Source organism: Lunatimonas lonarensis (assembly GCF_000390185.1).
Lineage (GTDB): Bacteria > Bacteroidota > Bacteroidia > Cytophagales > Cyclobacteriaceae > Lunatimonas > Lunatimonas lonarensis.
Map to the genome: position 1 here is coordinate 1 of NZ_AQHR01000068.1, position 25,338 is coordinate 25,338.

Here is a 25,338-nt window from a genome sequence, read left to right on the forward strand (position 1 = left end):
GGCCCTTTTTGTTGGCTGGCCAGCTTCACCCAGCTTTGAAATCACCTACCTAAGGGGCGTAGCCCTGAGATCTTAGTAGGAAATCAATTATATAAATAATTGAGGGGCGTTAGCCCTGAAATCCTATACGTCCTGCTTTCAAAGCAACAAGTTACCTAGTCGCGAAAACAGAATTGGTCAGTCAATGATACAAAAAAATCGCCGAAGTGGTGATATATGCCAGGGCACATGGTTAGGAATTTAAGATTTCGATATCACCTAAGCCGCCCAACCCCAACTAAGCGTAGTTTGTAACTACCCGGCTGCAATATGTTTACCTACCTATCCGAAGGCATCTGCCATGCTGAATAGTACGCCAGGAAACGCTATTACACCCACGGAAAAGATACTACTTCATGCGCACCGCGATATCTCCCATGGACCTCACATAAACCTGAATGCCCTCTTCGGTCACGTAGATGCCCTGCACTTCCAGCTCGGGGCTTACCAGCGAAAAATCTGCAAAGGCCGTCTGCCAGCTGCCCAACTCCCGGAGCTCCCTTCTTGCTTCCGCCAGGTAATCTCCGATGGGAAAAACCGCTTGCTTTTCGATCGCCGAACGGATCTTTCCTCCCTTGAGCCAATTGGCGCTGTTGGTCAGAAAATGCTGGGTTTTTAGATCAAAATCCACTTCCTCTAAAACGACGGCCTGCCTTTCCTCGTCATACACGGGCATCCCCACCAGGTATAGCTCACCCTTCACATCCTTTTTCCGGGTGCGTTTTGCGGTGAACTCCATCCTAACCAGCGCGCGGTCACCGTAGGCCTGGGTCGCGAAGGAATGCGGAATGAGCGTCGTCCGGTTGTCCACCCGAAAGGCATTTCCCACCATTTCCTCCTGAAGGTACTGATCCATCCACGCATAGGAAAGTGCCAAGGGGAGCGTGATTACTGCCCTACTCTCCTCCCGGTCGTTGGGATACACCCTGGGTAGTGGGCTCTTGGGGCGTGCTGCCGGTGGGTTCAACTGACTGAACACTTCGCCGTCTATGCCCAAAAGCAGCAGCAGCTGCTGGTCCTCGGTAAACTGCTCGCGGATCATCACCCGCTCGGGCACAGCGGTCAGGAACAACTCCACTCCCTCACTTCTAAGCGAAATTGGCTCACTGTAGGCCTCCCAGGCCTGCTCTGCTATTTTCCGCAGGTCCAGGCCCGCGAGGAGGTTGGAGGCTAGCTTCCGTTCCAGCATGTTTCCAAGCTGCTGCTTCATAATCGGCTCAAGGTCCAGCGAATACCCCAACAGGTCATAACGCAGGGACCTGCCCCAACTTTCCACTTCCAGGTCGGCAATCTCCACCTCCCAGTTTTCACCCAAGTGTGGGCGAAAACTAACCTGAGGCGTAAGGGATTCCTTAAAAGGCACCCCCGCCGATACCACCTGCCCAAAAATGCGCTTCTCCAAGCTCACTTTGCCATCCAAAAAAACCGGAAGGGTGACCCGCAGCTTACCCGATTCGGTGGCAGCCAGCCGCAGCATACCGGTCTTGAGCACGGTCACATCGGAAAACAGCCCATTGCCCAGGTCAATGCCTTTTTCGGAAAAAAGGTTTTCGCTCAACTGCTCATTCAGCTTGCTTTCAAACAGGGAGAGTGGCAGGGCCAAGCGGAGATTGATTTCGGAAACCGCCTTTGGGAGGGCTTGTTGTCGGCCTACTTGAGGTGATTTCGCAGGATCAATCTTTTTACAGCCCAACAGGGTGAAAATCCCCAACAGGAGGATACCATATCTGTAGAAATGTTTGAAGAGCATAACTTGACTAATTTTTGGATCAACGGAAAGCCTCCGCAATGCTTGGGACGCTGCACGTACAGTGAACCTCGGTAGACCAAAACTATAACGAAAATAGCAGGGAAACGGGTAAGTCTACAATTTTTTTTCATCCGGTGAACTCTAGCCCGGTCGCCCGCCGTTATGGGTGCAATACGCTAATAGTTCCCGACAACTTGATAAAGGTAACAAACGATGAGCTGGAAAAAACTGGAAGAAATAACGCAGATCGATCAATTGATCGAGGAAAGCAAAACGCGGCCGGTGGTGGTTTTCAAACATTCTACACGCTGCTCGATCAGCAGCATGGCCTGGAACCGCATCACACGAAGCTGGAAGGATGAGGACAGCCAAAAGGTGGAACCCTACTACCTCGATCTGATTGCTTACCGGGCAATTTCTGACGCCATTGCCAGCCGATTTGCCGTTCCGCATGCCTCGCCCCAGGTCATTTTGATCAAAAATGGAGAGGCGGTATACGATACCAGTCACATGGGCATCAATTACGAAGAACTGATGGATCGGTCCAATTAGTCCTGGACCGATTTTTTTTTCCAATACCCGTTTCCCCAACCCTTTTTTTAACCTTCCAATCGGATTTTTACCCACTTACAACAATATTAGGCTTTTCTCAATCCTCCCGTTAAACTTTCCGCAAGGAGCCGGTGTCTAACAGGCACAAACAAGACATCTACAATGAAATCTAGGCCGCCTCCCGGAAGGGAGGGATTTCCTGTCTGCCGGCAGGCATCCCGATAAACCTGGACAAGTTGTGACCTTTGAAAAACAATTATAGACACATGAAAATCTTTACATTATCTACATTTTTCGTATTCCTTTTTGGTCTACAGGAGCTGGAAGCCCAGCAAAGGCGTTCGGCCGATGGCCAAGGCCCCATGATTCGGGGGCAAGTGGTAGAAGCGGAGAGCAAAGAACCCCTGATCGGCGCAAACGTCCTGATCAAAACCCCCGGTGACACCCTACTGAGCAATACGGTAACCGGCATGGACGGCAGATTCGAAATAGCCTATCCCCGTATCCAGTCCTTTACATTGGAAATCACCTACGTGGGTTACGAAAAGGTAACCCGTAGCATGAGCCGTGGTGTTCCGCTTGACCTGGGAGTCATCGCCATCAGCGAGGACAGCAAGCTGCTTGGTGAGGTGGTGATCCAAGGAGAGGCCGCCGTGGGTGAGATGCGAGGCGATACGGCAGTATTCAACGCCAACGCATTCAAAACCCGTGAAAATGCGATGGCGGAAGACCTTATCGGCAAGCTGCCCGGTGTAACCATTGAGAACGGGCAGGTGCAGGCACAGGGAGAGCAGGTGCAACGCATTCTGGTAGATGGCCGGGAGTTTTTTGGCAACGACCCTTCCATTGCCCTACGAAACCTTCCCGCAGACATGATCGAGAGTGTGCAGGTATTGGATCAGCGTTCCGACCAGTCCCGTCTCACCGGACTCGACGATGGCAACTACGCCAAAACGATCAACATCATCACCAAAGGCAATATGCGCAATAGCCATTTTGGCCGGGTGTATGGAGGATATGGAACCGACAACCGCTACTCGCTAGGTGGTAACATCAATTTCTTCAAAGGGGCAAAGCGGATCTCCGTAATCGGACTTTTCAACAACGTAAACCAACAAAACTTCTCCTCTGACGATCTACTCGGCGTGACCAGTGGTGCCATGGGCGGCGGTGGCCGACGAGGAGGAGGCGGTGGTGGTAGACCTGGCGGTGGCGGTGGGGGTCCCGGCGGTGGCGGTTGGGGCGGTGGCCCAGGCAGTAACTTTGCCGTAGCGCAGAACAACGGTATCGTAACGACCAACTCACTCGGATTGAACTACAGCGACAAATGGGGTGAAAAAATCAACTTTACAGGCAGTTACTTTTACAATGACACCGATAACGCCGTATTGGATATTACCAACCGGGAAACCATTCTAAGTGAACAACAACGACAGTTTTACCAGGAAAACCAACTTTCCAACATCAATAACCGAAACCACCGGATGAATGGGATGATCGAGTACGATCTGAACAGCAAAAATGCGTTTATCATCCGTCCGTCACTCAGCTTCCAAGACAACCGACGATACAGTGACCTGGATGGTCTGAACCTCAGTGGCGGCATGGATCCACTGAGTGCTACCCGCACCATCAGCGAAAACGAAACCCAGGGCTACAACCTCTCCAACTCCCTGACGTATCGCTACAAATTCGAAAAGCGGGGCAGATCCTTTTCCACCGATGTATTCACCGCGCTAAACAAGCGGGATCAGCTCACCGACCTGATAGCGGCTAATCGAGACTTTGTACGTATGTCGCAGGATACCTTGATTCAGGAAACGACCGCATTGTCAGATGGATTCAACTACAACATCAACCTAACCTACACCGAGCCTATCACCGAGCGATCAGTGGCAACCGCCCGATACTCCTTCGGGAACAACAAAAGTGCAGCAGACCAAAAGACGTTCCAGCTTGCCAACGAGCAGGGCATCATGGTATTGGATACAGCACTGAGCAACGAATTTGACAATCGGTTCTTTACACAGCGGGCAGGGTTGGGCTACATGTACAGCCACAAAGGTTTCAACGCCAACGTGAGCATGGACTACCAATACGCAGTATTGGACAACGACATCATGTTTCCCCAAGAAGGCAATGTATACCGAGATTTCCGTAATTTCCTGCCCACCGCAGTGGTCAACTACCGTACCGAAAAGGGTATAAACTACCGGTTCAGGTATCGCACCCGGACACAGGAACCAAGCGTAAACCAGCTCCAGAATGTAATCAACAACAACAATCCGCTAAACCTGACCGTAGGAAACCCGGAGCTCGCGCAGGCATTCAACAATACCTTTTTCCTAAATATGTCTAAGGTGGACATGGAAAAGAACAAGACACTATTCATGTTCCTGTTTGCCTCCATCACCGACAATTTTGTGGGCACCAACACATTTGTAGCGCTACAGGATACGCTGATAAACAACGAGATTTTGCTGCGAAGTGGCGGGCAGATAACCCGTCCTGAGAACCTAAACGGACAGTGGATGTCCCGCTTTTTTGTAAACTACGGCACGAGCATACCCAAGCTGAAAACCAAGGTGAACTTCAATCCCGGTTTGAGCTATGGACGTACCCCCGGCATCATCAACGGGCAGATGAACGTAAACGAAAACATCGACTTCAGAGGTGGGGTGACCCTCGCCAGCAACATCAGCAAAGACGTGGACTTTACCTTCTCAACAAATGGTACCTACACCGTAGTGAAAAGTAGTCTGCAAAGTAACCTTGACAACAATTACTACATCCAAAACAGCAATTTGCGGTTTTACTATTCCCCGAACGACGGCAAGCTGTTCATAGCCAACAGTGCCAACAACATGTTGTTCAGAGGACTTTCCGAGGGCCTTGACCAGTCGGTTTGGCTTTGGAACATAGAGGCAGGGTACCGTTTTATGAAAAACAACAAAGCGGAGCTAAAGCTCTTTGTATTTGACGTCTTGAAACAAAACAATGCTATTTCAAGAACCGTATCCGACGTAGCAATTACCGATGTATTCTCGAATGTACTGACCCGATACGGCATGCTGAGCTTCACCTATATCATTGGTAACTTCAAGAAAGCGGAAGAATCTCCCAGCCCCGGAGGCTTTGGCCCCGGAATGGCTCCCGGAGGCATGCGCCCAGGTGGGGCCAGGACTTGGTAATGATTTTTTTACTTACTCTCTTATATAGCGAAAAAGGGGGCCGCTCGCATGAGACAGCCCCCCTTTTTTTGATTTTAAAGTGGTTATAGCCGGGTTCACCGCGGCATAACAGGCCTATTTGATAGCGAATCAATCTCCAAAGCTGATCCCCAGCCCCTTGGCGCCCTGTACGAGGGAACCCTTCGGATCCACATGATGGTAGCTTTGGGTAGCTTCTGCAAGATCTACGGAAACAATGGAGTTGTTTTGGTAAGACACCATCTTGCCAAAGGCCCCTTCCAACACCAGCTCAAACGCTTTCACACCAAACAAACTGGCCAGTACCCGGTCGAAAGCCACCGGCGTGCCTCCCCGCTGCACATGGCCAAGCACGGTTTCCCGGATCTCCTGTTTGCAGCCCACTGCTTTTAACTGCCGGGATAATTCAAAAGCAACACCTCCCAGACGTACATGTTCTGATCCTTCTTCTCCTGCGGAAAAAGTGATGGTTCCATCTTTGGCCTTGGCTCCTTCGGCGATCACGATATTGACGAATCCCCGCCCCTTTTCATACCGCTCGTTAATACGCTTCAGTACCTCACGGACATCGTAGGGAATTTCGGGGATAAGGCATATCTCTGCACCGCCTCCAATGGCCGTATGCAGGGCTATCCACCCAGCATCCCGGCCCATCACTTCCATAATCATCACTCTATGGTGGCTTTCCGCGGTGGTTACCAGCTTATCAAAGCTGTCGGTAGCGATCTGCACTGCCGTCTGAAACCCAAAGGTCATATCGGTGCCCTTCAGGTCGTTATCGATGGTCTTGGGCACGCCGACGATGGGTATGCCATGGCGGTGCAGCGCCTCAGATATCTTTTGGGAACCATCCCCCCCTATGTTAACCACGGCATCGAATCCCAATTCCCGGATTCTATCGGCCACCTTATCTGTGATGTCGTGGAAAGTGATACGCCCCTCGGCGTCTTTGATGGGATACTGTAGGGGATTGCCCTTGTTGGTGGTCTTGAGGATGGTACCTCCCCGTACATGGATTCCGGAGACTTTCGACCGGTTCAGTTTTATCAATTCAGGCGGATCCCGCATAATCCCGCTCAAGGCTTCGATGCTGCCATATACTTCCCAATCGGGTTCTTGCTTGGCGCGTTTATAAATGCCCCGAATGACGGCATTTAGCCCGGGGCAGTCACCCCCTCCGGTGCTGATCAATAGTTTTTTCATAGATCGGTTTGAAACAGTCAATGGGCCCAAGATACAAAAATATCCGGGATCCCTTCCGATCAAATCCGCTATTCGATTGGAATATACACTGATTCAGGCTAATTTTGCCCATCCAAAAATCCGGCATTACCTATTGGATGGGGTTCCTTGGAAAAGCGGGCTACTGAGCATCAACGGGGAGAACGGGTCGCTTCATGAAACACTAAGCACAAATGAAATCGAGCCAACCAAAGGTCGACGGGCATGAAGCAAGCCTTTCAAAGCGGGATGATTTAAAGCCATGGGGAACTCCAGTTTGATACATGCAAAAGAGGTGTGGCCGTTAAAAACCAATCATTGAGATATGAAAAGAGATCAGGTAATATTTGACCTAATAGCGAAAGAAGAGGACAGGCAGCGACGCGGTATCGAATTGATAGCCTCAGAAAACTTCACCAGCAAGCAGGTAATGGAGGCTGCGGGCAGTGTGTTGACCAACAAATACGCCGAAGGCCTTCCGAACAAGCGGTACTATGGTGGCTGCGAAGTGGTGGACGAAATCGAACAACTGGCGATAGACCGCGCCAAGGAACTCTTTGGCGCCACTTGGGCCAACGTGCAGCCCCACTCTGGCGCGCAGGCCAATGCGGCTGTTTTCTTGGCATGTCTCCAAGCAGGCGACGCCATTCTTGGTTTTGACCTGTCACACGGAGGGCACCTTACCCACGGATCGCCCGTAAACTTTTCCGGCAAGCTCTACCAGCCGCATTTTTATGGTGTAGAGCAGGAAACCGGCCTGATCGATTATGACAAAGTAGCTGCCAAAGCCCGCGAGGTGAAACCGAAACTGTTGATCTGTGGAGCCTCCGCCTATAGCAGAGATTGGGACTACGAACGTCTACGCGAGATTGCAGATGAAGTAGGTGCCATCCTATTGGCAGATATTTCGCACCCCTCCGGACTTATAGCCAAGGGCTTGTTAAACGACCCGCTGGATTATTGCCATATTGTAACTACTACTACGCATAAGACACTACGAGGCCCTAGAGGAGGACTTATACTGATGCGTGATGATTTCGACAACCCCTTTGGGCTTACCACGCCTAAAGGAGAACTGCGAAAGATGTCTTCCCTATTGGACTCCGGTGTATTTCCTGGAACCCAAGGTGGACCGCTGGAGCACATCATTGCTGCTAAAGCGGTGGCCTTTCGAGAGGCGCTTTCTGACGACTATATGGACTATATCCTACAGGTAAAAAAGAACGCCGCTTTAATGGCCGAGTCATTTGTGGCCAAGGGATACGAGATCATCTCCGGAGGCACCGACAACCACCTGATGCTGATCGACCTAAGAAACAAGGACCTGACCGGTAAGCTGGCCGAAGAGACCCTCGGCAAAGTGGATATCACCATCAACAAAAACATGGTGCCCTTTGATACTCGCTCGCCTTTCGTTACCTCTGGCATGCGCGTAGGTACCGCCGCCATCACCACCCGTGGCCTGAAGGAGGATGACATGCGTAAAGTTGTGGATCTAATAGACAATGCGCTCACCCACCACCAGGATGAGGCCAGTTTGGCGAAAATCAAACAGGAGGTCAATGAGTGGATGGTTCAATTTCCCTTATATTAATACTCAATAGAAGCTGTGGCACTGGATCAATACAACGACGACGAGGAAGAGGAAGGCATGTCCTTCTTAGATCACCTAGAGCAGCTCCGCTGGCACCTGCTCCGGTCAATATCAGCCATATTGGTATTCATGGTGATTGCATTCCTTTCAAAAAGTTTTGTTTTTGGCGTGGTTATCTTGGGGCCGTCCAAGATAGACTTCATTACCTATCGGGTACTTTGCCAAGTATCAGAGGCATTATCCATACCAGCCCTGTGCATACAGGAACTCCCCTTTATCATTCAGAGCCGGCAGATGACCGGGCAGTTTTCCATGCACATCACCTCCAGTTTGGTGGTGGGTCTCATTATTGCTTTTCCATACGTGTTTTGGGAAGTCTGGAGATTCATTTCGCCAGGTTTATATGATAAGGAGCGCAATGCAGCGAGGGGTGCAGTTTTCTTTGTAAGCCTGCTCTTCTTTATGGGAGCCGCCTTCGGGTACTTTATCCTGTCGCCTCTTTCGATCAATTTTCTTTCCAACTACCAGTTGGACCCATCTATTTCAAACGAGTTTGACATTACCTCCTACATCTCCACACTGGCCATGTTGGTGCTTGCTTCGGCTGTAATGTTCCAGCTGCCCATTGTCATCTATTTTCTTACCAAGGCAGGACTTGTCAGTTCGGCCTTCCTAAAAACCTACCGTAGACATGCTATTGTGGCCATATTGGTGGTTTCTGCGCTGATTACTCCGCCCGATGTAATCAGTCAGATTCTGATCGCCATGCCTATCCTAGTCCTTTACGAGGCTGGCATCTTTATCGCCAAGCGGTTGGAACGGCAGCAACGCGAAGAGGAACTGAAAAACGACTATTGACGAACTTATGAGTGATATCATTGCCATCGGCGGCGATCATGCCGGATATGAATACAAGCAACGGCTTATTGCGGCCCTGAAAGAAAAAGGATATACCGTTCGGGATTTTGGCCCCAATTCCAACGCCTCGGTGGATTACCCGGACTATATCCATCCCCTCTGCCAAAGCATAGAAGCGGGGGAATTGAAACGGGGGGTGATCCTTTGCGGCAGTGGCAACGGAGTAGCCATCACGGCCAACAAACACCAAGGAATCCGTGCCGCCATCTGCTGGAACGAAGAGCTTGCTGCTCTTTCCCGTCAGCACAACGACGCAAATCTGATTTCGATCCCCGCTCGGTTTGTGGATTTTGAACTAGTGGTGCGCATGGTGGAGACTTTTCTCCAAACGGAATTTGAAGGAGGCCGCCACGCTACCAGGGTCAGCAAAATCCCTTGCTAGAAATCCGTTACAAGTCTATAAAAAAGGTAGAAACACCATCACGTAGAATAACAGAGACCGGCACACCGTCGGTCTCTTCATTTTTTCAATCTATACCTATCTGAGGCTTCCTGCTCGTATAAGGCCTGTATCTGCGGGTAAAAAGGCAGCATGGCACCGAAAACACCCTCTTCATCGATTACCCATTCCGGTTGCTCTTCAACAAAAAACCGATTGATCTTTGCCATTTGCCCAAAATCACGGCGGTTTTCCAAATAGGGTTTTGCCATCGCGAAATTCAGATAAGGCGTAGCAAGGCTTGCCTCACGGTAGTATCCCAGATCTTTTCCCAAAACCAATACATTGGTGCCTTTGGTTATGGCGTATTCCGGCCCCTCCATAACGGCATACTGGTGGTAGGTGGGGTCATTTTTCTTGTAAAAAAACCAGCTTACCCCTATAAAGGGCATGCCCAACAGGATTAGGTAAAAGAGCGCGGATTGAAAAACGGGTCTTCGTATGGAATTGAGGTAGTGTACGGTGTAAAAAGCAAAGACGGGGATCAATCCCAAAAACTGATAGCCGATGGTGCGATTGGCCAAAAAGACCGTAAATGAAGCACAAATCAGGTAAAGGATCATGAGCTGATTCTGTTTTTGCTGGTTGATATATAGTTTCTTGACCAACAAAATGGCAAAGAATCCAAAAATCGAAAGTAGTATGGGCATGAAAAACACAAAGGCCAGTTCACCGACCGTGGTATGTACCGATCGCTGTATCTTTCGCGAAGCCAGCACAAATTCCACAAAAAACTCCTCCAATCCCTCTATCCAGAAAAAGTAAAGGGCCACTAGGGCGAATGGTAGCAGGTAGGCCGTAACGGACAGTGCCAGCTGCTGAAAGTTAAACCCGCCAATTACCACACCAAACACTACCATCAAAGGAAAAAACACTACCAAGGGAAAGTGGAAGCAAAGCGCAATGCCCCCAAACAAACCCAAGAGGAGGATGGATTCGGTAGCATTTTTGTTAAGGGCGGTTTGCGAAAACAATTGGCCGAAGGCTAACAAAATAAAGGTATTACCCAGCAGGCTGGGTGATAGAATCAGAAAATCATAGGACAGGTGAAAATACACCAGCATAACAATAGCGGGCAAATAGGTGTTTTCCTTGTAGGTTTTATACCGGATAAAGAGATGATTCAGGTAAGCAACCTGAAAAAACACCACAAAACCAGCCAGTACATGATGGGCGGTCAGGGACTTTCCAAACAAAAAGTGTAACAGACCATAAAAAAGTGCGGAAAAAGGCCCGGTATCGTCCATGATTCCGTCGTACATCGGGATACCACTGGCCATTCGCTCGCCTATCAGCAACCATACCATTTCGGGCTGGATCATCGGGGTTCCCAGAAGAAAATAGGGCAGTCGGAATATGCCGAGGAACAACAGGATACCTACCAGGCGAAACGGATCATTTAATTTGAAAAATTGGAGCACGGGAGGCGCATGGTTGATTTGACCGACACGAAATTAAGTGTAAAGGATATAATTCACTAAATTTGTCCTAACTTTATTATTATGGAGAGCAAAAGACAGTTAAAGTACTCAAAACTTATCCAGAAGGAGCTGGGAGAGATCTTTCAGCGCGAGTCCCGGTCCCTGATCGGAAATGCCATGGTGACGGTAACCCGTGTACACATGAGCCCTGACCTGAGCGTGGCAAAAGTTTACCTCAGCTTTTTAAATGCCAATAACCAAGCACTTTTTGATAAAATAAACGAAGCAAAAAAATCGATTCGAGGGGATTTGGGCAGGCGTATTGGCAAGTCGGTGCGCATCACGCCCGAAATCGCCTTCTTCTTGGATGAATCAGCTGCCTATGCCCAGCACATGGATGGAGTCATCTCCAGCCTGCAAATTCCCGAACCAGATGACGAGGACGAGAACGAACAATAATAGCCTTACTCTACGTAACCGTTGAACCTCTCTTTTTTCATAGCGGCCCGGTATTTCCGAAGCAAAAAGAAACGGAACTTTATAACCGTTCTCTCGCGGATCTCCATGATTGGCGTGGCCGTCGGTACCATGGCCTTGGTCATTGTCCTTTCCGTTTTCAACGGCCTCGAGGATCTGATCAAAAGCCTATATGCGTCGTTTGATGCGGAACTGAAAGTGGAACCAAGCCTGGGTAAATCATTTGAGGTAACCGAGGAATGGCTGGAATCCATACGACAAACCCCCGGGGTGGAGGTGCTGACCGAAGTTATCGAAGACAATGCCTTATTTCGCTTTGGGGAAAACCAGTTGGTAGCAACATTAAAAGGTGTATCGGATAACTTTTTGGAACAGGGACGTTTTGAGAAGGGCATATTTGCGGGCGAGATGTCGCTTGGAACAGGCGCACAGCCCTTTGCATTGGTAGGCAGGGGCGTTTCCTACTACCTGCTGATCGATCTGGAAAATGAGTTTGACCTGCTCCAGGCCTACTATCCCAAGGCACCCCGGTCGGGAAGCATTGATCCCAGTAGCATGTATAACCGTGAGGTTCTCCGTCCTGTGGGCATTTTTAGCATAGAAAAGCAGTTTGACGACGAATACATCATCGTGCCGTTAGAATTTGCGCAGCGTCTGATGAATTATGGGGATAAACGTACGGCACTGGAGATTAAAGTCAGGCCCGACTACGATATCCGGAAAGTGAAGCGGGATCTCCGGGCCAAGCTTGGGGAGGCTTTTACGGTGAAAGATACCGATGAACAACACGCCAGCTTACTCATGACCATTCGGCTCGAAAAACTATTTGTGTTCATTACCCTCACCTTTATCCTTGCCGTCGCGTCTTTTAATATCTTTTTTTCGCTGAGTATGTTGGCGATCGAAAAGAAAAAAGACACCGCCGTACTGCTGTCCATGGGTGCCACCGAATCCCTGATCAAAGCCATCTACATCAAACAAGGGGCTATCATCGCTTTTTCCGGGGCCTTGGTAGGTCTCCTAGTCGGGTTTGTAGTCTGCTGGCTTCAGGATACCTTCGGCCTGGTATCGCTCGGAGTCACTTCTTCCATAGTGGACAGCTACCCTGTCAAAATGATGCTCAGTGACTTCATGTTTACCAGCCTGAGCGTAATCATCATCACCTTCATGGCTTCTTACCGACCAGCGTTGATCGCTTCCCGGGTAAAAACCGTGGAGCACCTCTAGGCTCAAATATTGCCCACCCCGTAAAGGATTCTTTAATTTATTATGTAATTTGCAAACTGGTTAATTTCGAGAATCTATGATTTTTTCAGATTCTGTCCGTAATAGCACATTAACATGAAAGTTTCAGCCGAAAAGCCTTTTAAAATTATATACGCCCTCTTTAACCACGAATTCTTGGGGATTCTTTTTGAGTCGTACGCAGTACAGCTGGATGAAAAAGGCCGGCTATCCTATGCTTACCAGAACATCTCCTTTCAGAATGCAAATGAGTTTGCCAGCGAACTGGATGAAGCCGACTTTGAACTGATCCGCCTGATGGATAGCATGCAGCAGGAGGCCATTGTCAAGAAATTCAACACCAAGAACAGCAAACCGAAAGAGTTTCTACGCAAAATCTACGAAGAGCAACAGAACGCCTATCACAAAGAAACAAAGAAGCTCATCGAAAACCGGCTGGAAATAACCCGATCCAGGGTTTTAAACCTCATCCGGGGCAAGCGGCTGTTTGAAACCGGCAGTGATGGCAATCCAACTTGGAAGGAAATCGAGATCATGCCGGAAAAAGCCAGCGTACTCTTTCATTTCAGAAGAAACGAGGACAATACCCATTATTTTCCTACGCTTAAGTACAATGGGGAAAAATTGGAGTGGCAATACCGGGGCGGATTTCTCATCTGCAACGAACCCGCATGGCTGGTAGTGGACAGTAAGCTCTATAGTTTTGAAAAAAACGTGGATGGCAAAAAACTAGCCCCCTTCCTCAACAAAAAATTCATCGTCATCCCACGGAAGGTGGAGGAGGATTACTACCAGCGTTTTATTACCCAACTGATCGCCTCCTTTGACGTTTTTGCAAGAGGGTTTGAGATCAAGGTGATGCGCGAACGTCCGGAAATACAATTATTGCTGAGCGATCTCCCAGGAGGCCCTACCACCGATCTGTTTGGTAAAAAATCAGAGACAGAGGAAGAGGAAAAACTGGTTTTTGACCTGCGGTTTCAATACGGAGCCTTTTCCTATCGTGCCGATAAGATCACCCCTACCAATGTGGCCATGGAAAAAGTGGGAGATTCCTATGTCTTTCACAAAATCATACGGGAACTTACCCTGGAAGCCCAACTGTGCGATTTTTTCAAAAGCAGGGGCCTTTCTTTTCGAAACGGCAAAGTGGCGATGGCCAAAAGGAGTGCCTACGAATGGATTCTTAGCCACAAGGAAGAGATGGACGAGTTGGATATTCGGATCATTCAGTCCAACACCGATCAATCCAAAAAGTACTTCCTGGGCAAAACCCGTATCTCAATCCAAATATTCGAAAAGATCGATTGGTTTGATGTAGAGGCCATGGTAATATTCGGTGACTATGAGATCCCGTTTAAGAAATTCAGGAAAATGCTCCTGAACGGTCGCACGGAAATAGAGTTGCCAAGCAAGGAAATCGCCATCATCCCCAAATCCTGGTTTGTCAACTACGGAGAGATTCTTTCCTTTATGGAGGAGGAAGAAGCAAATGCCGGGAACCTGAAGCTCAAAAAACACCACGTCGCACTGGCACAGGAGCTCCAGAAAGGCAACCTTATCAAGCTCTCTTTGAGCGAGCGCCTTGCCAAGCTGAAGGATTTCACACAATTTGAAGACTACGAGCTATCCAGCTACTTCAACGGAGACCTGAGACCCTACCAAAAAGCGGGGTACAACTGGCTACGGTTTCTGAATGAATACCAGTTTGGTGGATGCCTAGCAGATGATATGGGTTTGGGCAAAACCGTGCAAACTCTGGCCTTATTGGCCCAACAAAAGGAATTTTCCGAGGGTTCCACTTCCCTGTTGGTCATGCCCACTTCACTGATCTACAACTGGGAACTGGAAGCCCGCAAGTTTACCCCCGACCTGAAAATCCTGGTTTATACCGGTAGCCAGCGTGTCAAGGATATCGAACAGTTTGGTAGGTACGACCTCGTGCTTACTTCGTATGGAATTACCAGAATCGATCTTGAGATTCTTAAGTCGTTTTTCTTCAACTATATTATTCTGGACGAATCCCAAGCGATAAAGAATCCAGAAAGCATCATTTCGAAGTCGGTCATGCAGCTTAACAGCCACTATAGACTGATCCTAACGGGAACACCGGTAGAAAATGGCACGATGGACCTTTGGTCTCAGGTAAACTTCATCAACCCAGGCCTATTGGGCTCCAAAGGCAGTTTCAAGAGACAGTTTCTGTTACCTATCGAAAAGCAGGGGGATATGGGCAAAACATCCAAGCTACACGCCATGATCAAGCCTTTTATCCTCCGAAGGCTGAAAACCCAAGTGGCAACCGACTTGCCCGAAAAGGTGGTAAACGTCAAATATTCCACCATGTCAAAAGACCAGGCCAAAATCTACGAAGAAACCAAGGACTACTTCCGATCTAAAATCAGTGACGAAGCTACCATGCCTGGTTTTTCAAGCCGGGCGTTTACGCTGTTACGGGGGCTTACGCAGTTGCGTCAGATTGCCAATCATCCCAAGCTCACAGACGAGGATTACCTAGGAGACTCCGGGAAGCTGGAGGACATCACCCACATGATCCTATCCACTGCCAGTGAAGGACACAAAGTTCTTATTTTCAGCCAATTTGTAAAACACCTTTCGCTGATCCGTGAGGTATTATCCCAAGAAAATATTCAATATGCCTACCTAGATGGGAGTACGAAAGACAGGCAGGCGCAGGTAGAGTCTTTTCAGCAAAACGATCATATCAAGGTTTTTTTGATCTCATTGAAAGCCGGCGGTGTGGGCTTAAACCTCACGAAAGCAGAGTACGTCTTTCTGCTTGACCCCTGGTGGAACCCTGCCGTGGAGGCCCAAGCCATCGACCGCGCCCATCGCATAGGTCAGGAAAACAAGGTGATTATCTACAAATTTATCACCAAAGACACCGTGGAAGAGAAAATCATGGCCCTTCAGGAGCGCAAAATGGTCCTGGCCGGCGAGCTTATCCATACCGAAGAGAGCTTTATCAAAAGCCTCAACCAAGAAGACATTACGGCTCTATTATCCTAACAAAAAACAGCACCCAACTACTACGCGATGCAAACAGCGATCATGATTATTCAGTGCAGAGACGACAAAGGCATTGTCGCTGCCGTATCGGACTTCCTGTTCAGGTACAACGGAAACATCATCGAAGTGGATCAGCACATAGACGAAGAAATCGGGGATTTTTTCATGAGAGCGGAGTGGGAATTGGAAAGTTTTGCCATCCCCAAGGGACGAATCTTTGAGGTATTCCAAGACGAAGTGGGGACTCAATTTTCCATGAAGTGCTCCCTTGAGTTTAACCACCCAAAGCCGCGCATGGCCATCTTTGTGTCAAAGCTATCCCACTGCCTCTTTGATATCCTAAGCCGATACTATTCTGGGCAGTTTCAGGTAGAAATCCCCCTCATTCTATCCAACCATACCGACTTAAAACGGGTGGTCAAGGGCTTTGGCATTCCATTTTACCATCTACCCATTACCAAGGAAAACAAACAAGAACAGGAGCAAAAACAGCTAGCACTGCTACGAGAGCACAATGTGGACTTCGTGGTATTGGCCCGGTATATGCAGATACTCAGCGGAGATTTTATCGGCAATTTCCCGAATCGTATAATCAACATCCACCACTCGTTTTTACCGGCATTTGTGGGGGCCAAGCCCTACCATGCCGCCCATAAAAGGGGTGTGAAAATCATCGGTGCCACCGCCCACTACGTAACCGAAGAACTGGATGCCGGTCCTATCATAGAGCAGGATGTAGCCCGCGTAAGGCACCATAATACGGTCGAGGAAATGGTGCAAATGGGGCAGGATGTAGAAAAAGTAGTGCTTTCCCGCGCAATCAAGTACCACCTGGCACGAAAAATCCAAGTGGTCGGAAACCGTACCATCATCTTCAACTGACCCAAACCTACGGATACCCACCATGCCTTCCCAAAACACTTGCCTCAACCTGAGGTTGTAAAAACATGAGCAAAACAGCAATCGTCATCGGGTCCGGAATTGCTGGCCTAGCGGCTTCGGTCCGGCTTAGCAATCTTGGATACAGGGTCTCCGTCTACGAAGCCAATGCTTATCCCGGTGGCAAACTCTCCGAGATTCAGCTTGGCGACTACCGGTTTGATGCGGGGCCTTCCCTTTTTACGCTGCCCGAAGAGGTAGACGAGCTCTTTCGCCTTTCGGGCAAAAAACCTTCTGACCACTTCCAATACCTGAAGCTCCCGGTCCTTTGTCACTATTTTTGGGAAGATGGCACCCGACTGAGAGCCTTTGCCGATCCCGAAAAATTTGCGAAGGAAGTGGAAAAAAAATTGGGCGAACCATCCCAATGCATTTTGGATGCATTACAGCACGCCGACTATATGTATCGGCACCTGGCCCCCCTTTTCATGCATAGATCACTCCATAGATGGAGCACTTGGTTTAACCAATGGGCACTTGCATCCTACCTGCGTATGGGCAAGTTGGGGATTTTTGGCACCATGGATGGTGCCAATCGCAAACATTTCAAAAACCCAAAACTGGTACAACTTTTTAACCGATATGCTACTTACAATGGATCCGATCCCTACCAAACACCCGCTACACTTAACATCATTCCTCACTTGGAGTACAACATCGGGGCCTTCTTTCCCAAAAAGGGAATGCATGAAATCACGCTTAGCATCTACCGCCTAGCGGTGGAACTAGGTGTGGAGTTCCATTTCAACCAAAAAGTAGAAAAAATACTGGTCGAAAAAGGAAAGGCTATTGGCGTAAAAGTGGGAGGTGAGGAGCAATCTGCTGACCTTGTCGTTAACAACATGGACATGGTAAATGCCTACAAGCACCTGCTCTCTGATCAAAAACAACCCAAGTACCTACTAAAACAACCCAAATCCAGCTCCGCACTGATTTTTTACTGGGGTATAAAAAAAAACTTCCCCGAGCTTGATTTGCATAATATTCTTTTCAGCGACAACTACAAAGAGGAATTCAATCATATATTCCAGCTGGGAACCATCTACAGCGATCCAACCGTCTATATAAATATAACTTCGGTTTATAAACAGGACGACGCGCCCAGTGGGAGCATGAATTGGTTTACGATGATCAACACGCCCAATAACAAAGGGCAGGACTGGGAAACGCTCATTGCAGAGGCCAGAGCTTATATTATCCAAAAAATAAACCGAGTCCTAGGAACCGATTTGGAGCCTCTTATCGAAGTTGAGGAGATCTTGGATCCCAGAACCATCGAGTCCAAGACCTCCAGTTCACAGGGTGCGCTCTATGGAAACAGCTCAAACAACCGATACGCCGCCTTTTTGCGTCATGCCAATTATTCTTCAGACATCGATAGGCTGTACTTTTGTGGAGGCAGCGTGCATCCGGGAGGTGGCATACCCTTGAGCCTATTGTCGGCCAAGATCATGACCGATATGATCAAGGAAACGGAGACTAGGGGCTGACCAGCACTTTGTATGATTCGTAGAGATTTATGATCTCCGAGACATATTGTACCGCCAAATGGCCTTTCGCATAACCACTGGTAACCAAGGGATCTCGGTAGACCTCCGGCTTCGATTTCCGCTCCAGGTAAAAGGCGACGTTGGACCACACGCCGGAATCTTTGCCATATTTCAGGGCAAGCCTCCAGGCATCCTGCACATGTCCATGGCCAATATTGTAGGATGCCAGGATAAACCGTAACCGCTCGTTGTTGTCCGGAACGCGCTCCAGCCAGAATCCATCCAAGTAACTAAGGTAGTTAACCCCTCCGCTGAGGCTTTCCCTCGGATCGCTTGGGTTTACTACCCCGAACTGTCGTAGTGTCACAGGCATCAATTGGAGGAGACCTACCGCACCGGCATAGGAAACCGCGGATGTATCGAAGCGACTTTCCTTGTAGACCAAAGAGGCCAAAAGACGCCAATCCCAGCCCAGACGATCGGCCCCCTCCTTGATCAGGTCGTCAAAGACCGAGATCCTTCCGCCGGACACCGATGAAAACGCCGAGCTATTTCGGAAATAGCTGTTCTTCTTGTTTAAAAAATACTTCTCGTAGAGAACAGCCTGAAACCCGGTACGATGGATTCGGTCAATCCAGTCGTTCAACGTCTCCAATAGCTGTGGTGCATTTTTTCGTACGGCCCACGATACATGGGAGGGTGAACTGATGGAAAGGTCTACATCCAGCTCGTCAAAATAAGTAGCATTTACCAAGGCGATGTCTTCATCTACCACGGTGTAGGCAAGGTCATTTTCCACCACCTTTAAGATCAAGGATTCCAAGGACTCATCGACTTCCACAATCTGTATATTGAGATCCAACGAATCATTGAGGGCCATCAATTTGTCCAGATAGATGGTACCCCGCTTGATGGTCACTTCGGCATTCCGTAAGTCCTCAAAATTGGTTGCCATGCCGGCGCGTTTCCGCTGCACCAATATGGTGCTGATTTCGTTGATTGGCTTGGAGAAGGCCGCATATTTCTGCCGAGGTTCAGAGTATTCAAAGTTGATGGCGATGATATCCGCTGCACCTTCATTCAGCAGCCTAAAAGACTCCTCCAAACCAGTACTTACAATAAGGCGGAGCTCCAAACCTTGTCTGGTGGCAAAATTTCGGAGCAACTCAAACTCATACCCCATCCTCCTGCCACGGTATATATAAAAGCTCGTCGACGAATTATCTACGACGACCCGGATGAAGCCCCTGTCCTTAATAGCATCAAAATCCAAGGACACCGGATTTTCCCAAAAATCAGGTGTTATCGGTTCCGATTGGTCGCAGGAAGGGGAAAAAAATAGGAGAATTCCGTATACAAAGACATGCCATGTACGCTTTTTCATGCAGTAGTTCCTGCCATTGAGGAATTGTTTCCCTCAATTATACGGGTTAATCAACAGGATACCAAATATTTATAAAAGAAAAGAGGATAAACTACACAAAAAGCAATAAATTAAGCTATAATCAATAGATGTTTTCGTTAGGATTGGCAAAGTAGATTCTTCCGGACAGCCTCATCAACTCGATCTCGTTCTCCTTGATGTTGTACAATGACTCTATTAGGCGGTTTTCCGCCACCAGGCGGTTTACCTGCGCATCCCTAAATTCAAGGTAATTTGCAATTCCGAGCCTAAACCGATCGAGTGCAATATCCGCATTTTCGATAGCCACTTGGTAGTTTACACGCTCTATTTCCAATAGCCGTTTGCTGTTTTGATACACGTTGTAGGTTCTCTGCAGATCGGATTTCATTTGTAGTTCAAACTGGTCGAGCATATGCTGCTGATTCCTCATTTGGATCTTCGCCCCCTGAACGCGGCGGTTGATGGAGAATCCGCTGAATAAATTAATACCAAAGGTCGCTCCCAAGGTATAGCCATCCTGCTTGTTTTGAATTAGGAAGCCCGCCTGACTATTCAGGGTATTGTCATTGTACGCCCCGTTTAGTGTCACAAAGGGAAGGCGCTCTGCCTGAATTTCACGTAGCTGTAGGTAGGCCACATTTTGCATGCGTTGGGTGATAAGAAACTGCTTGTTATGCTCAAAGGCGTTTTCCAGTAGATCGTCGAGGTACAGGTTCTCTTTTATCAGGATGGTATCCTTAACCACAAACTCTTTTGACGGCTCGAAGGCCAATAATTGGTTTAGGTTGACACGGGAGTTTTGGATAATCTGTTCCTGGTTGACCAAGGCGGTAAGATCTGCATTGTAATCGACCTGGGCGGCCAAAAAATCCCTTTTCGAAGCCCGTCCGAATTCGTATTGAGCTTTGGCTATCTCCCTGCGTTCGTTGGAAAGCTCCAGCGCAGTATTCAACACATTGTACCGTTGCAATTCCAACACCAAACGGTAATACGCAGTGGAAATGGCGGCGACGGCATTCTCCATTATGACCTTGGCTTCCAACTCGCCCACCTCGCTCAACTGCCCAAGGCGCTTGAGGGCAACTACCGCTTCGGGCCGAAATCCGTAAATGGCTACCAAGCTGTAATTATTGGTTCTTGTTTCGGCTCCGGGAATCAGTCTCGGCTGGGGATCGTTGACAAATCGCTGCTCGGTATCTTCCCTACGAAAACCACGGGTGTTGGTCAATCCGAGCGAAGGCATAAGGGCCGACTCCCCCAAACGACGGTCGTTTTCCCTCAAAAGCCCTTCATTTATCGCGATCTTAACATCAAAGTTCCGCTCCAATCCAATCTCTATCGCCTTTTCGAAATTTAGTTCTTCCATTTCCTGGGCCTGAGAATCCAGGAAATGGAGAAACCCACAAGCAATCAATAAAAATAATTTTTTCATCAAACTCTGGCTAATCTTCCTTCTTTGGAGGTTAAATATGTATAGATTCCGGGTATCACAAACAGGGTAAGCACCGTTGAGATCAACATTCCACCTATTACCGCCACCCCCATGGGTACGCGGCTTTCGGCACCAGCGCCGAGCGCCAAGGCAATGGGCAAAATACCGAGAATGGTGGATAGGCTGGTCATCAAAATGGGTCTAAAACGGGCAGAGGCCGCTCCTTCAATGGCTTCACGAACGGTCATTCCCTGTGCCTTGCGCTGATTTGCAAACTCCACGATCAAAATACCGTTTTTGGTCACCAAGCCTATGAGCATAATGATCCCGATCTGACTAAATACATTCAGCGTAAAGTCGAACAACCACAACGAGAAAAGTGCCCCAAAAATGGCCAACGGTACAGTAAACATTATGGTAAGCGGATCCATGAAGCTTTCAAATTGCGCTGACAGAACCAAATAAATCAGGATCAACGCAAACACAAACGCAAACACCAAACTATTTGAACTGTCTCTGTATTCCTTCGACAATCCGGCTACATCGGTACTGTAGGTTTCGTCCAACACATCGGCTGCTATGCGATCCATTTCATCCAGCCCCTGACCTACGGTATAGCCTTCTGAAAGACCTGCCGACACGGTTGCGCTCACAAAACGGTTGAATCGATAAAGAGAGGGTGGCGTGCTTCTTTCAGTAATCGTGACGAGGTTATCCATTTGGATCAACTGGTTGTTTTCACCGCGCACATACAGCATACGCAGATTGACCGGCTCGTTTCGATCCTCCAGCTGCATCTCTCCTATCACCTGATACTGTTTGCCGTTCATTATAAAATAATCGAAACGTTGACCAGAATAGGACAGCTGAAGCGTACGGGCAATCTCCTGAACCGATACACCCAATGCCCTCGCCTTTTCCCGATCGATCTCCACCTCTATCTCCGGTTTGGTAAATTTCAGGTTCACATCGGCAAAATTGAACACCTCACTTTGGTTGGCCCTGTCCAGAAATGTGGGAATGATGTCCTTCAACTTTTCGATGGTCTGCGCCTGAATAACGTACTGAACGGGCAAGCCTGCCCTTCGGTCTCCTATCGAGGGCTCCTGTACGGCAAATGACCTAGCCGACGTTTTCCTGCGAAGGTAATTGCTCACATCATTGAAAATCTCCTGCTGTGCCCGATCCCTATCAGCCGCGTCCTGTAACATTACCCGGATAAAACCGGAATTGGAGGAAGCACTACCGAAACCAGGGGAGGTAATACCCATCAGTCCCTTTCGTTCATGCTCTGGAATAATCTCAGCCAATTCCTCTGTCATCTCATCGATAACCCGGTCCATGTAGGCAAAGGTTGCTCCTTCCGGACCGGTTAAGTTTACCCTGATTTGACCCCTATCTTCAATCGGTGCCAGTTCAGTCGGTAGCTGCCCAAAAAGGAAGTAAATCCCATAAACCATGCCTGCGAAGATCACGAGGGACAACCATCGGAACCGCATGAAATGCACGAGCAGATACTCATACTTTTCGTTCAGCCACAGGAATACTGGCTCTGTGACATTATATAACCAGCTTTGTTTTTCACGCTTTTTCAGCAATTTCGAGCTGAGCATGGGGGTCATCGTCAATGCCACAAAAGATGATATAATTACTGCACCGGCCACGACCACACCAAACTCCCTAAACAATCGCCCTGTAGTACCGGTCAAAAATATAACCGGTAGAAATACGGCTGCCAACGCTACCGTAGTCGCTATCACCGCAAAGAAAATCTCTTCGGATCCAAGTTCCGCAGCTTTTTTGGGGTCTTCTCCCTTTTCGATTTTGGTATAGATATTCTCCAATACCACAATGGCGTCATCCACGACCAATCCGATGGACAATACAATACCCAGCAGCGTGAGTACGTTGATCGAAAAGCCCATCAAATACATGATAAAAAACACACCGATTAAGCTGATCGGTATGGTAAGCACTGGAATAAAGGTGGTACGCCAGTCGCGTAAAAAAAGAAAAATGACCAAGACCACCAGAAAAAAAGCGGTTATGATCGTTTCCCGTACTTCGCTTATGGACTGACGGATAAATTTGGTAGTATCAAAAGCCACAGCAAGCTCTATATCAGTCGGCAAATCCTTCTTGATGAACTCCACCCGCTCGTAAAACTGATCCACAATATCGATGCTGTTGGAACCGGGCAGTGGATACACGGCCACACCGACCATGGGCACCCCTTCTTTCTTTAGTACGGTGCGCTCATTTAGCGGTGCCAATTCGGCCCTTCCAATATCCTGAAACAAAACCACGCGGTTGGATTCCTCCCGAATAATCAGCCGGTTAAATTCCTCGGGTGTACTCAGCCGGCTTTTGGTTCGTACCGAAAGTTCAATGGCATCTCCCTCGATCCGGCCCGAGGGCAACTCTACGTTTTCGCTCTGTACCTTGGTAAGGACGTCCGACGGGGTGACTCCATACGAAGCCATTAGTAGAGGATCCATGCGCAAGCGCATAGCATATTGTTTTTCGCCCCAAATCCGGATCTCACTGACCCCTTCGATGGTCTGAATACGCTCCTTAAATACATTTAATGCAATATCCGAAAGCTCCAAGAGGCTACGCTGACTACTTCCGACGGTCATCATGATGACCGGCTGGGAGTCTGCATCCTGTTTTGAGATTACCGGAGGATCCACATCGGGAGGCAGGTTTCGCTGGGCCCGTGACACCTTGTCCCGCACATCGTTGGCTGCAGCCTCCATATCTGCTCCCACCTCGAACTCTACCGTGATATTGGATACACCGTCGTTGCTTATGGAGGTAAGGGATTTGATTCCCGAAATACCATTAATGGCCTCTTCCAAGGGTTCGGTAATCTGTGCAAGGATCACATCGGCGTTTGCGCCTACGTACGAAGTCCGCACACTTATGATTGGGGGGTCTACACTGGGGTACTCCCTCACTCCCAAAAAGGTAATACCGATAATCCCAAATATCATGATGGTAAGACTCATCACAATGGACAATACCGGCCTACGGATACTAATGGTGGACAAACTGGACATGGCTATCAGTTAATTTGTGTGACTTGAAGGGGCATCCCCTCCCTGGCTTGCAAAATTCCGGTAGTCAACACCTGTTCGCCAGGCTTGACCCCACTCAATAGTTGCACTGACCGATCCGTACGCTTGCCGATGGTCACTACCCTCGACTCTGCTTTCCCGTCGTTAACAACTATCACCTTATACCCGGACAATTCCGGGATCACCGACTCGGAGGGCACCAATATGGCATTATCCTCTACGTTCAACACCAACCTTACCCGAGCAAACATGCCCGGTAAAAAAGTCCTGTTCTTGTTCGGGCTTTCGGCCCTGATTTTAAGCGTACGGGTATTGATATCAATGTTCGGCTCTATCGCGTACACCCGTGCCACTGCTTCTTCGGTAGATACATTGGAACGAAAATACACCGGGGATCCTACTTTAACCTCATTGGCATACCGCTCAGGAATAGAGAACTCGATCTTGATGGGATCAATGTTTACAATGGTGGTAATGATATCAGCGGATCCAATAACACCTCCGACGGAAACCTCCCGCAAACCCAAAACCCCGTCAAAGGGTGCCACAATTACCGTTTTGTCCAATTGAGCTTCTATTAAGCGGAGGTCTGCCAGGTTGGTATTAAACTGGTTTAGTGCGATATCGTATTCTTCCTGCGATATAGCTTCCCGCTCAAGCAGCTGCTTCTGGCGATTCTCCTGGCTTTCGTAGAGCTTTTTGGTATAATTCAGCCGATCGAACTGCGCACGTAGTTCATCATCTCTCAAATAAACCAAGGGAGTTCCCTTTTTTACAAATTCTCCCTCACGAAAATCGATGCGGGTAACGAGTCCTGCCACCTCTGGACGTAGGTTGACCATCTCGTTGGGAATCAGGGTTCCCGTCACGTTCAAACTATTTTCAAAAGTCTCGTACCGGGCTTCAATTACGTTGACGGGCAGTCCCTGACCGCCGCCGGATCGCTGCTGCGAAGCTGCACCTCCTGCGGACTCAGCTGACTCCTTTTTTGTCAAAAAAGTATCCATACGCGGATAAAAAAATGTGATCCCGATCACCAAAACAGTGATCACGATGACAACAAGCTTAGTTTGTTTCTTCATTATGGTTGGTCAATG

The 25,338-nt window shown here is 48.6% G+C and carries 18 protein-coding genes; 11 read left to right on the forward strand and 7 right to left on the reverse strand.

Annotated elements, in window-relative coordinates:
• Nucleotides 1-388: 388 nt before the first annotated feature.
• Nucleotides 389-1,789, reverse strand: coding sequence for a DUF4403 family protein (locus tag ADIS_RS11120; protein ID WP_010854597.1), 1,401 nt, complete (start codon nt 1,787-1,789; stop codon nt 389-391).
• A 213-nt stretch (nt 1,790-2,002) separates the two neighbouring features.
• On the opposite strand from ADIS_RS11120, the gene ytxJ reads away from it, so the two are divergent.
• Together ytxJ and ADIS_RS11135 are read left to right on the forward strand one after the other, a co-directional pair.
• Nucleotides 2,003-2,341, forward strand: a complete 339-nt coding sequence (gene ytxJ / locus ADIS_RS11125; protein ID WP_010854598.1) for a bacillithiol system redox-active protein YtxJ — start codon at nt 2,003-2,005, stop codon at nt 2,339-2,341.
• A gap of 266 nt (nt 2,342-2,607) precedes the next feature.
• Nucleotides 2,608-5,532 (forward strand): TonB-dependent receptor, encoded by a 2,925-nt coding sequence (locus tag ADIS_RS11135; protein ID WP_010854600.1) that lies wholly within the window; start codon nt 2,608-2,610, stop codon nt 5,530-5,532.
• Nucleotides 5,533-5,661: 129 nt separating this feature from the next.
• On the opposite strand, the gene ADIS_RS11140 is transcribed toward ADIS_RS11135, so the two are convergent.
• A complete protein-coding gene (locus ADIS_RS11140) occupies nt 5,662-6,753 on the reverse strand; it encodes a 6-phosphofructokinase (protein WP_035805660.1) in 1,092 nt (363 codons plus the stop codon).
• A gap of 76 nt (nt 6,754-6,829) precedes the next feature.
• Between ADIS_RS11140 and ADIS_RS22980 the strand changes: the two genes are divergently transcribed.
• The 4 genes from ADIS_RS22980 (at nt 6,830) to rpiB (ending at nt 9,665) form a co-directional block, all read left to right on the forward strand.
• Entirely contained in the window at nt 6,830-7,000 is a 171-nt protein-coding gene (locus ADIS_RS22980) for a hypothetical protein (RefSeq protein WP_155907391.1), read from the forward strand.
• 96 nt (nt 7,001-7,096) lie between these two features.
• Nucleotides 7,097-8,365, forward strand: coding sequence for a serine hydroxymethyltransferase (gene glyA, locus ADIS_RS11150; protein ID WP_010854603.1), 1,269 nt, complete (start codon nt 7,097-7,099; stop codon nt 8,363-8,365).
• A 15-nt stretch (nt 8,366-8,380) separates the two neighbouring features.
• Nucleotides 8,381-9,223, forward strand: a complete 843-nt coding sequence (gene tatC, locus ADIS_RS11155; protein WP_010854604.1) for a twin-arginine translocase subunit TatC — start codon at nt 8,381-8,383, stop codon at nt 9,221-9,223.
• A 7-nt stretch (nt 9,224-9,230) separates the two neighbouring features.
• Nucleotides 9,231-9,665: a ribose 5-phosphate isomerase B gene (gene rpiB, locus ADIS_RS11160; RefSeq protein ID WP_010854605.1), complete on the forward strand. Its 435-nt coding sequence runs from the start codon at nt 9,231-9,233 to the stop codon at nt 9,663-9,665.
• Nucleotides 9,666-9,742: 77 nt separating this feature from the next.
• Here the strand turns inward: rpiB and ADIS_RS11165 are convergent, their stop codons facing one another.
• The gene (locus ADIS_RS11165; RefSeq protein ID WP_010854606.1) at nt 9,743-11,143 is read right to left on the reverse strand and encodes a hypothetical protein; all 1,401 of its coding nucleotides are present in this window, start codon (nt 11,141-11,143) and stop codon (nt 9,743-9,745) included.
• An 81-nt stretch (nt 11,144-11,224) separates the two neighbouring features.
• Between ADIS_RS11165 and rbfA the strand changes: the two genes are divergently transcribed.
• The 5 genes from rbfA to crtD all read left to right on the forward strand — a co-directional run bounded on the left by rbfA (nt 11,225) and on the right by crtD (nt 18,324).
• Nucleotides 11,225-11,602: a 30S ribosome-binding factor RbfA gene (gene rbfA / locus ADIS_RS11170; protein WP_010854607.1), complete on the forward strand. Its 378-nt coding sequence runs from the start codon at nt 11,225-11,227 to the stop codon at nt 11,600-11,602.
• A 21-nt stretch (nt 11,603-11,623) separates the two neighbouring features.
• A complete protein-coding gene (locus tag ADIS_RS11175) occupies nt 11,624-12,847 on the forward strand; it encodes an ABC transporter permease (protein WP_010854608.1) in 1,224 nt (407 codons plus the stop codon).
• A gap of 114 nt (nt 12,848-12,961) precedes the next feature.
• On the forward strand, nt 12,962-15,895 hold the full coding sequence (locus ADIS_RS11180; protein ID WP_010854609.1) for a DEAD/DEAH box helicase: 2,934 nt from the start codon (nt 12,962-12,964) through the stop codon (nt 15,893-15,895).
• A 27-nt stretch (nt 15,896-15,922) separates the two neighbouring features.
• Nucleotides 15,923-16,777 (forward strand): formyltetrahydrofolate deformylase, encoded by an 855-nt coding sequence (gene purU / locus ADIS_RS11185; protein ID WP_010854610.1) that lies wholly within the window; start codon nt 15,923-15,925, stop codon nt 16,775-16,777.
• Between the two features lie 65 nt (nt 16,778-16,842).
• Complete coding sequence (gene crtD / locus ADIS_RS11190; RefSeq protein ID WP_010854611.1) at nt 16,843-18,324, forward strand: 1-hydroxycarotenoid 3,4-desaturase CrtD; 1,482 nt, start codon at nt 16,843-16,845, stop codon at nt 18,322-18,324.
• Here crtD and ADIS_RS11195 read toward each other — a convergent pair.
• The 4 genes from ADIS_RS11195 to ADIS_RS11210 all read right to left on the reverse strand — a co-directional run bounded on the left by ADIS_RS11195 (nt 18,314) and on the right by ADIS_RS11210 (nt 25,323).
• Nucleotides 18,314-19,708 carry an MltF family protein gene (locus ADIS_RS11195; protein ID WP_035805664.1) on the reverse strand — a complete coding sequence of 465 codons (1,395 nt, stop codon included), beginning with the start codon at nt 19,706-19,708 and terminating at the stop codon, nt 18,314-18,316. The two genes, crtD and ADIS_RS11195, sit on opposite strands and share 11 nt — an antisense overlap.
• Nucleotides 19,709-19,829: 121 nt before the next feature.
• Nucleotides 19,830-21,161: a TolC family protein gene (locus ADIS_RS11200; protein ID WP_010854613.1), complete on the reverse strand. Its 1,332-nt coding sequence runs from the start codon at nt 21,159-21,161 to the stop codon at nt 19,830-19,832.
• Complete coding sequence (locus ADIS_RS11205) at nt 21,161-24,223, reverse strand: efflux RND transporter permease subunit (RefSeq protein ID WP_010854614.1); 3,063 nt, start codon at nt 24,221-24,223, stop codon at nt 21,161-21,163. The genes ADIS_RS11200 and ADIS_RS11205 overlap by 1 nt, the downstream gene beginning before the upstream one ends.
• Nucleotides 24,224-24,228: 5 nt before the next feature.
• Nucleotides 24,229-25,323, reverse strand: a complete 1,095-nt coding sequence (locus ADIS_RS11210; protein ID WP_010854615.1) for an efflux RND transporter periplasmic adaptor subunit — start codon at nt 25,321-25,323, stop codon at nt 24,229-24,231.
• Nucleotides 25,324-25,338 lie beyond the last annotated feature (15 nt).

Bases quoted from the DNA above. Each gene is read 5' to 3' on its own strand.
- ADIS_RS11120 (WP_010854597.1), bottom strand. From the start codon at position 1,789: ATGCTCTTCAAACATTTCTACAGATATGGTATCCTCCTGTTGGGGATT.
- ytxJ (WP_010854598.1), top strand. From the start codon at position 2,003: ATGAGCTGGAAAAAACTGGAAGAAATAACGCAGATCGATCAATTGATC.
- ADIS_RS11135 (WP_010854600.1), top strand. From the start codon at position 2,608: ATGAAAATCTTTACATTATCTACATTTTTCGTATTCCTTTTTGGTCTA.
- ADIS_RS11140 (WP_035805660.1), bottom strand. From the start codon at position 6,753: ATGAAAAAACTATTGATCAGCACCGGAGGGGGTGACTGCCCCGGGCTA.
- glyA (WP_010854603.1), top strand. From the start codon at position 7,097: ATGAAAAGAGATCAGGTAATATTTGACCTAATAGCGAAAGAAGAGGAC.
- rpiB (WP_010854605.1), top strand. From the start codon at position 9,231: ATGAGTGATATCATTGCCATCGGCGGCGATCATGCCGGATATGAATAC.
- rbfA (WP_010854607.1), top strand. From the start codon at position 11,225: ATGGAGAGCAAAAGACAGTTAAAGTACTCAAAACTTATCCAGAAGGAG.
- ADIS_RS11180 (WP_010854609.1), top strand. From the start codon at position 12,962: ATGAAAGTTTCAGCCGAAAAGCCTTTTAAAATTATATACGCCCTCTTT.
- purU (WP_010854610.1), top strand. From the start codon at position 15,923: ATGCAAACAGCGATCATGATTATTCAGTGCAGAGACGACAAAGGCATT.
- crtD (WP_010854611.1), top strand. From the start codon at position 16,843: ATGAGCAAAACAGCAATCGTCATCGGGTCCGGAATTGCTGGCCTAGCG.
- ADIS_RS11195 (WP_035805664.1), bottom strand. From the start codon at position 19,708: ATGAAAAAGCGTACATGGCATGTCTTTGTATACGGAATTCTCCTATTT.
- ADIS_RS11200 (WP_010854613.1), bottom strand. From the start codon at position 21,161: ATGAAAAAATTATTTTTATTGATTGCTTGTGGGTTTCTCCATTTCCTG.
- ADIS_RS11205 (WP_010854614.1), bottom strand. From the start codon at position 24,223: ATGTCCAGTTTGTCCACCATTAGTATCCGTAGGCCGGTATTGTCCATT.
- ADIS_RS11210 (WP_010854615.1), bottom strand. From the start codon at position 25,323: ATGAAGAAACAAACTAAGCTTGTTGTCATCGTGATCACTGTTTTGGTG.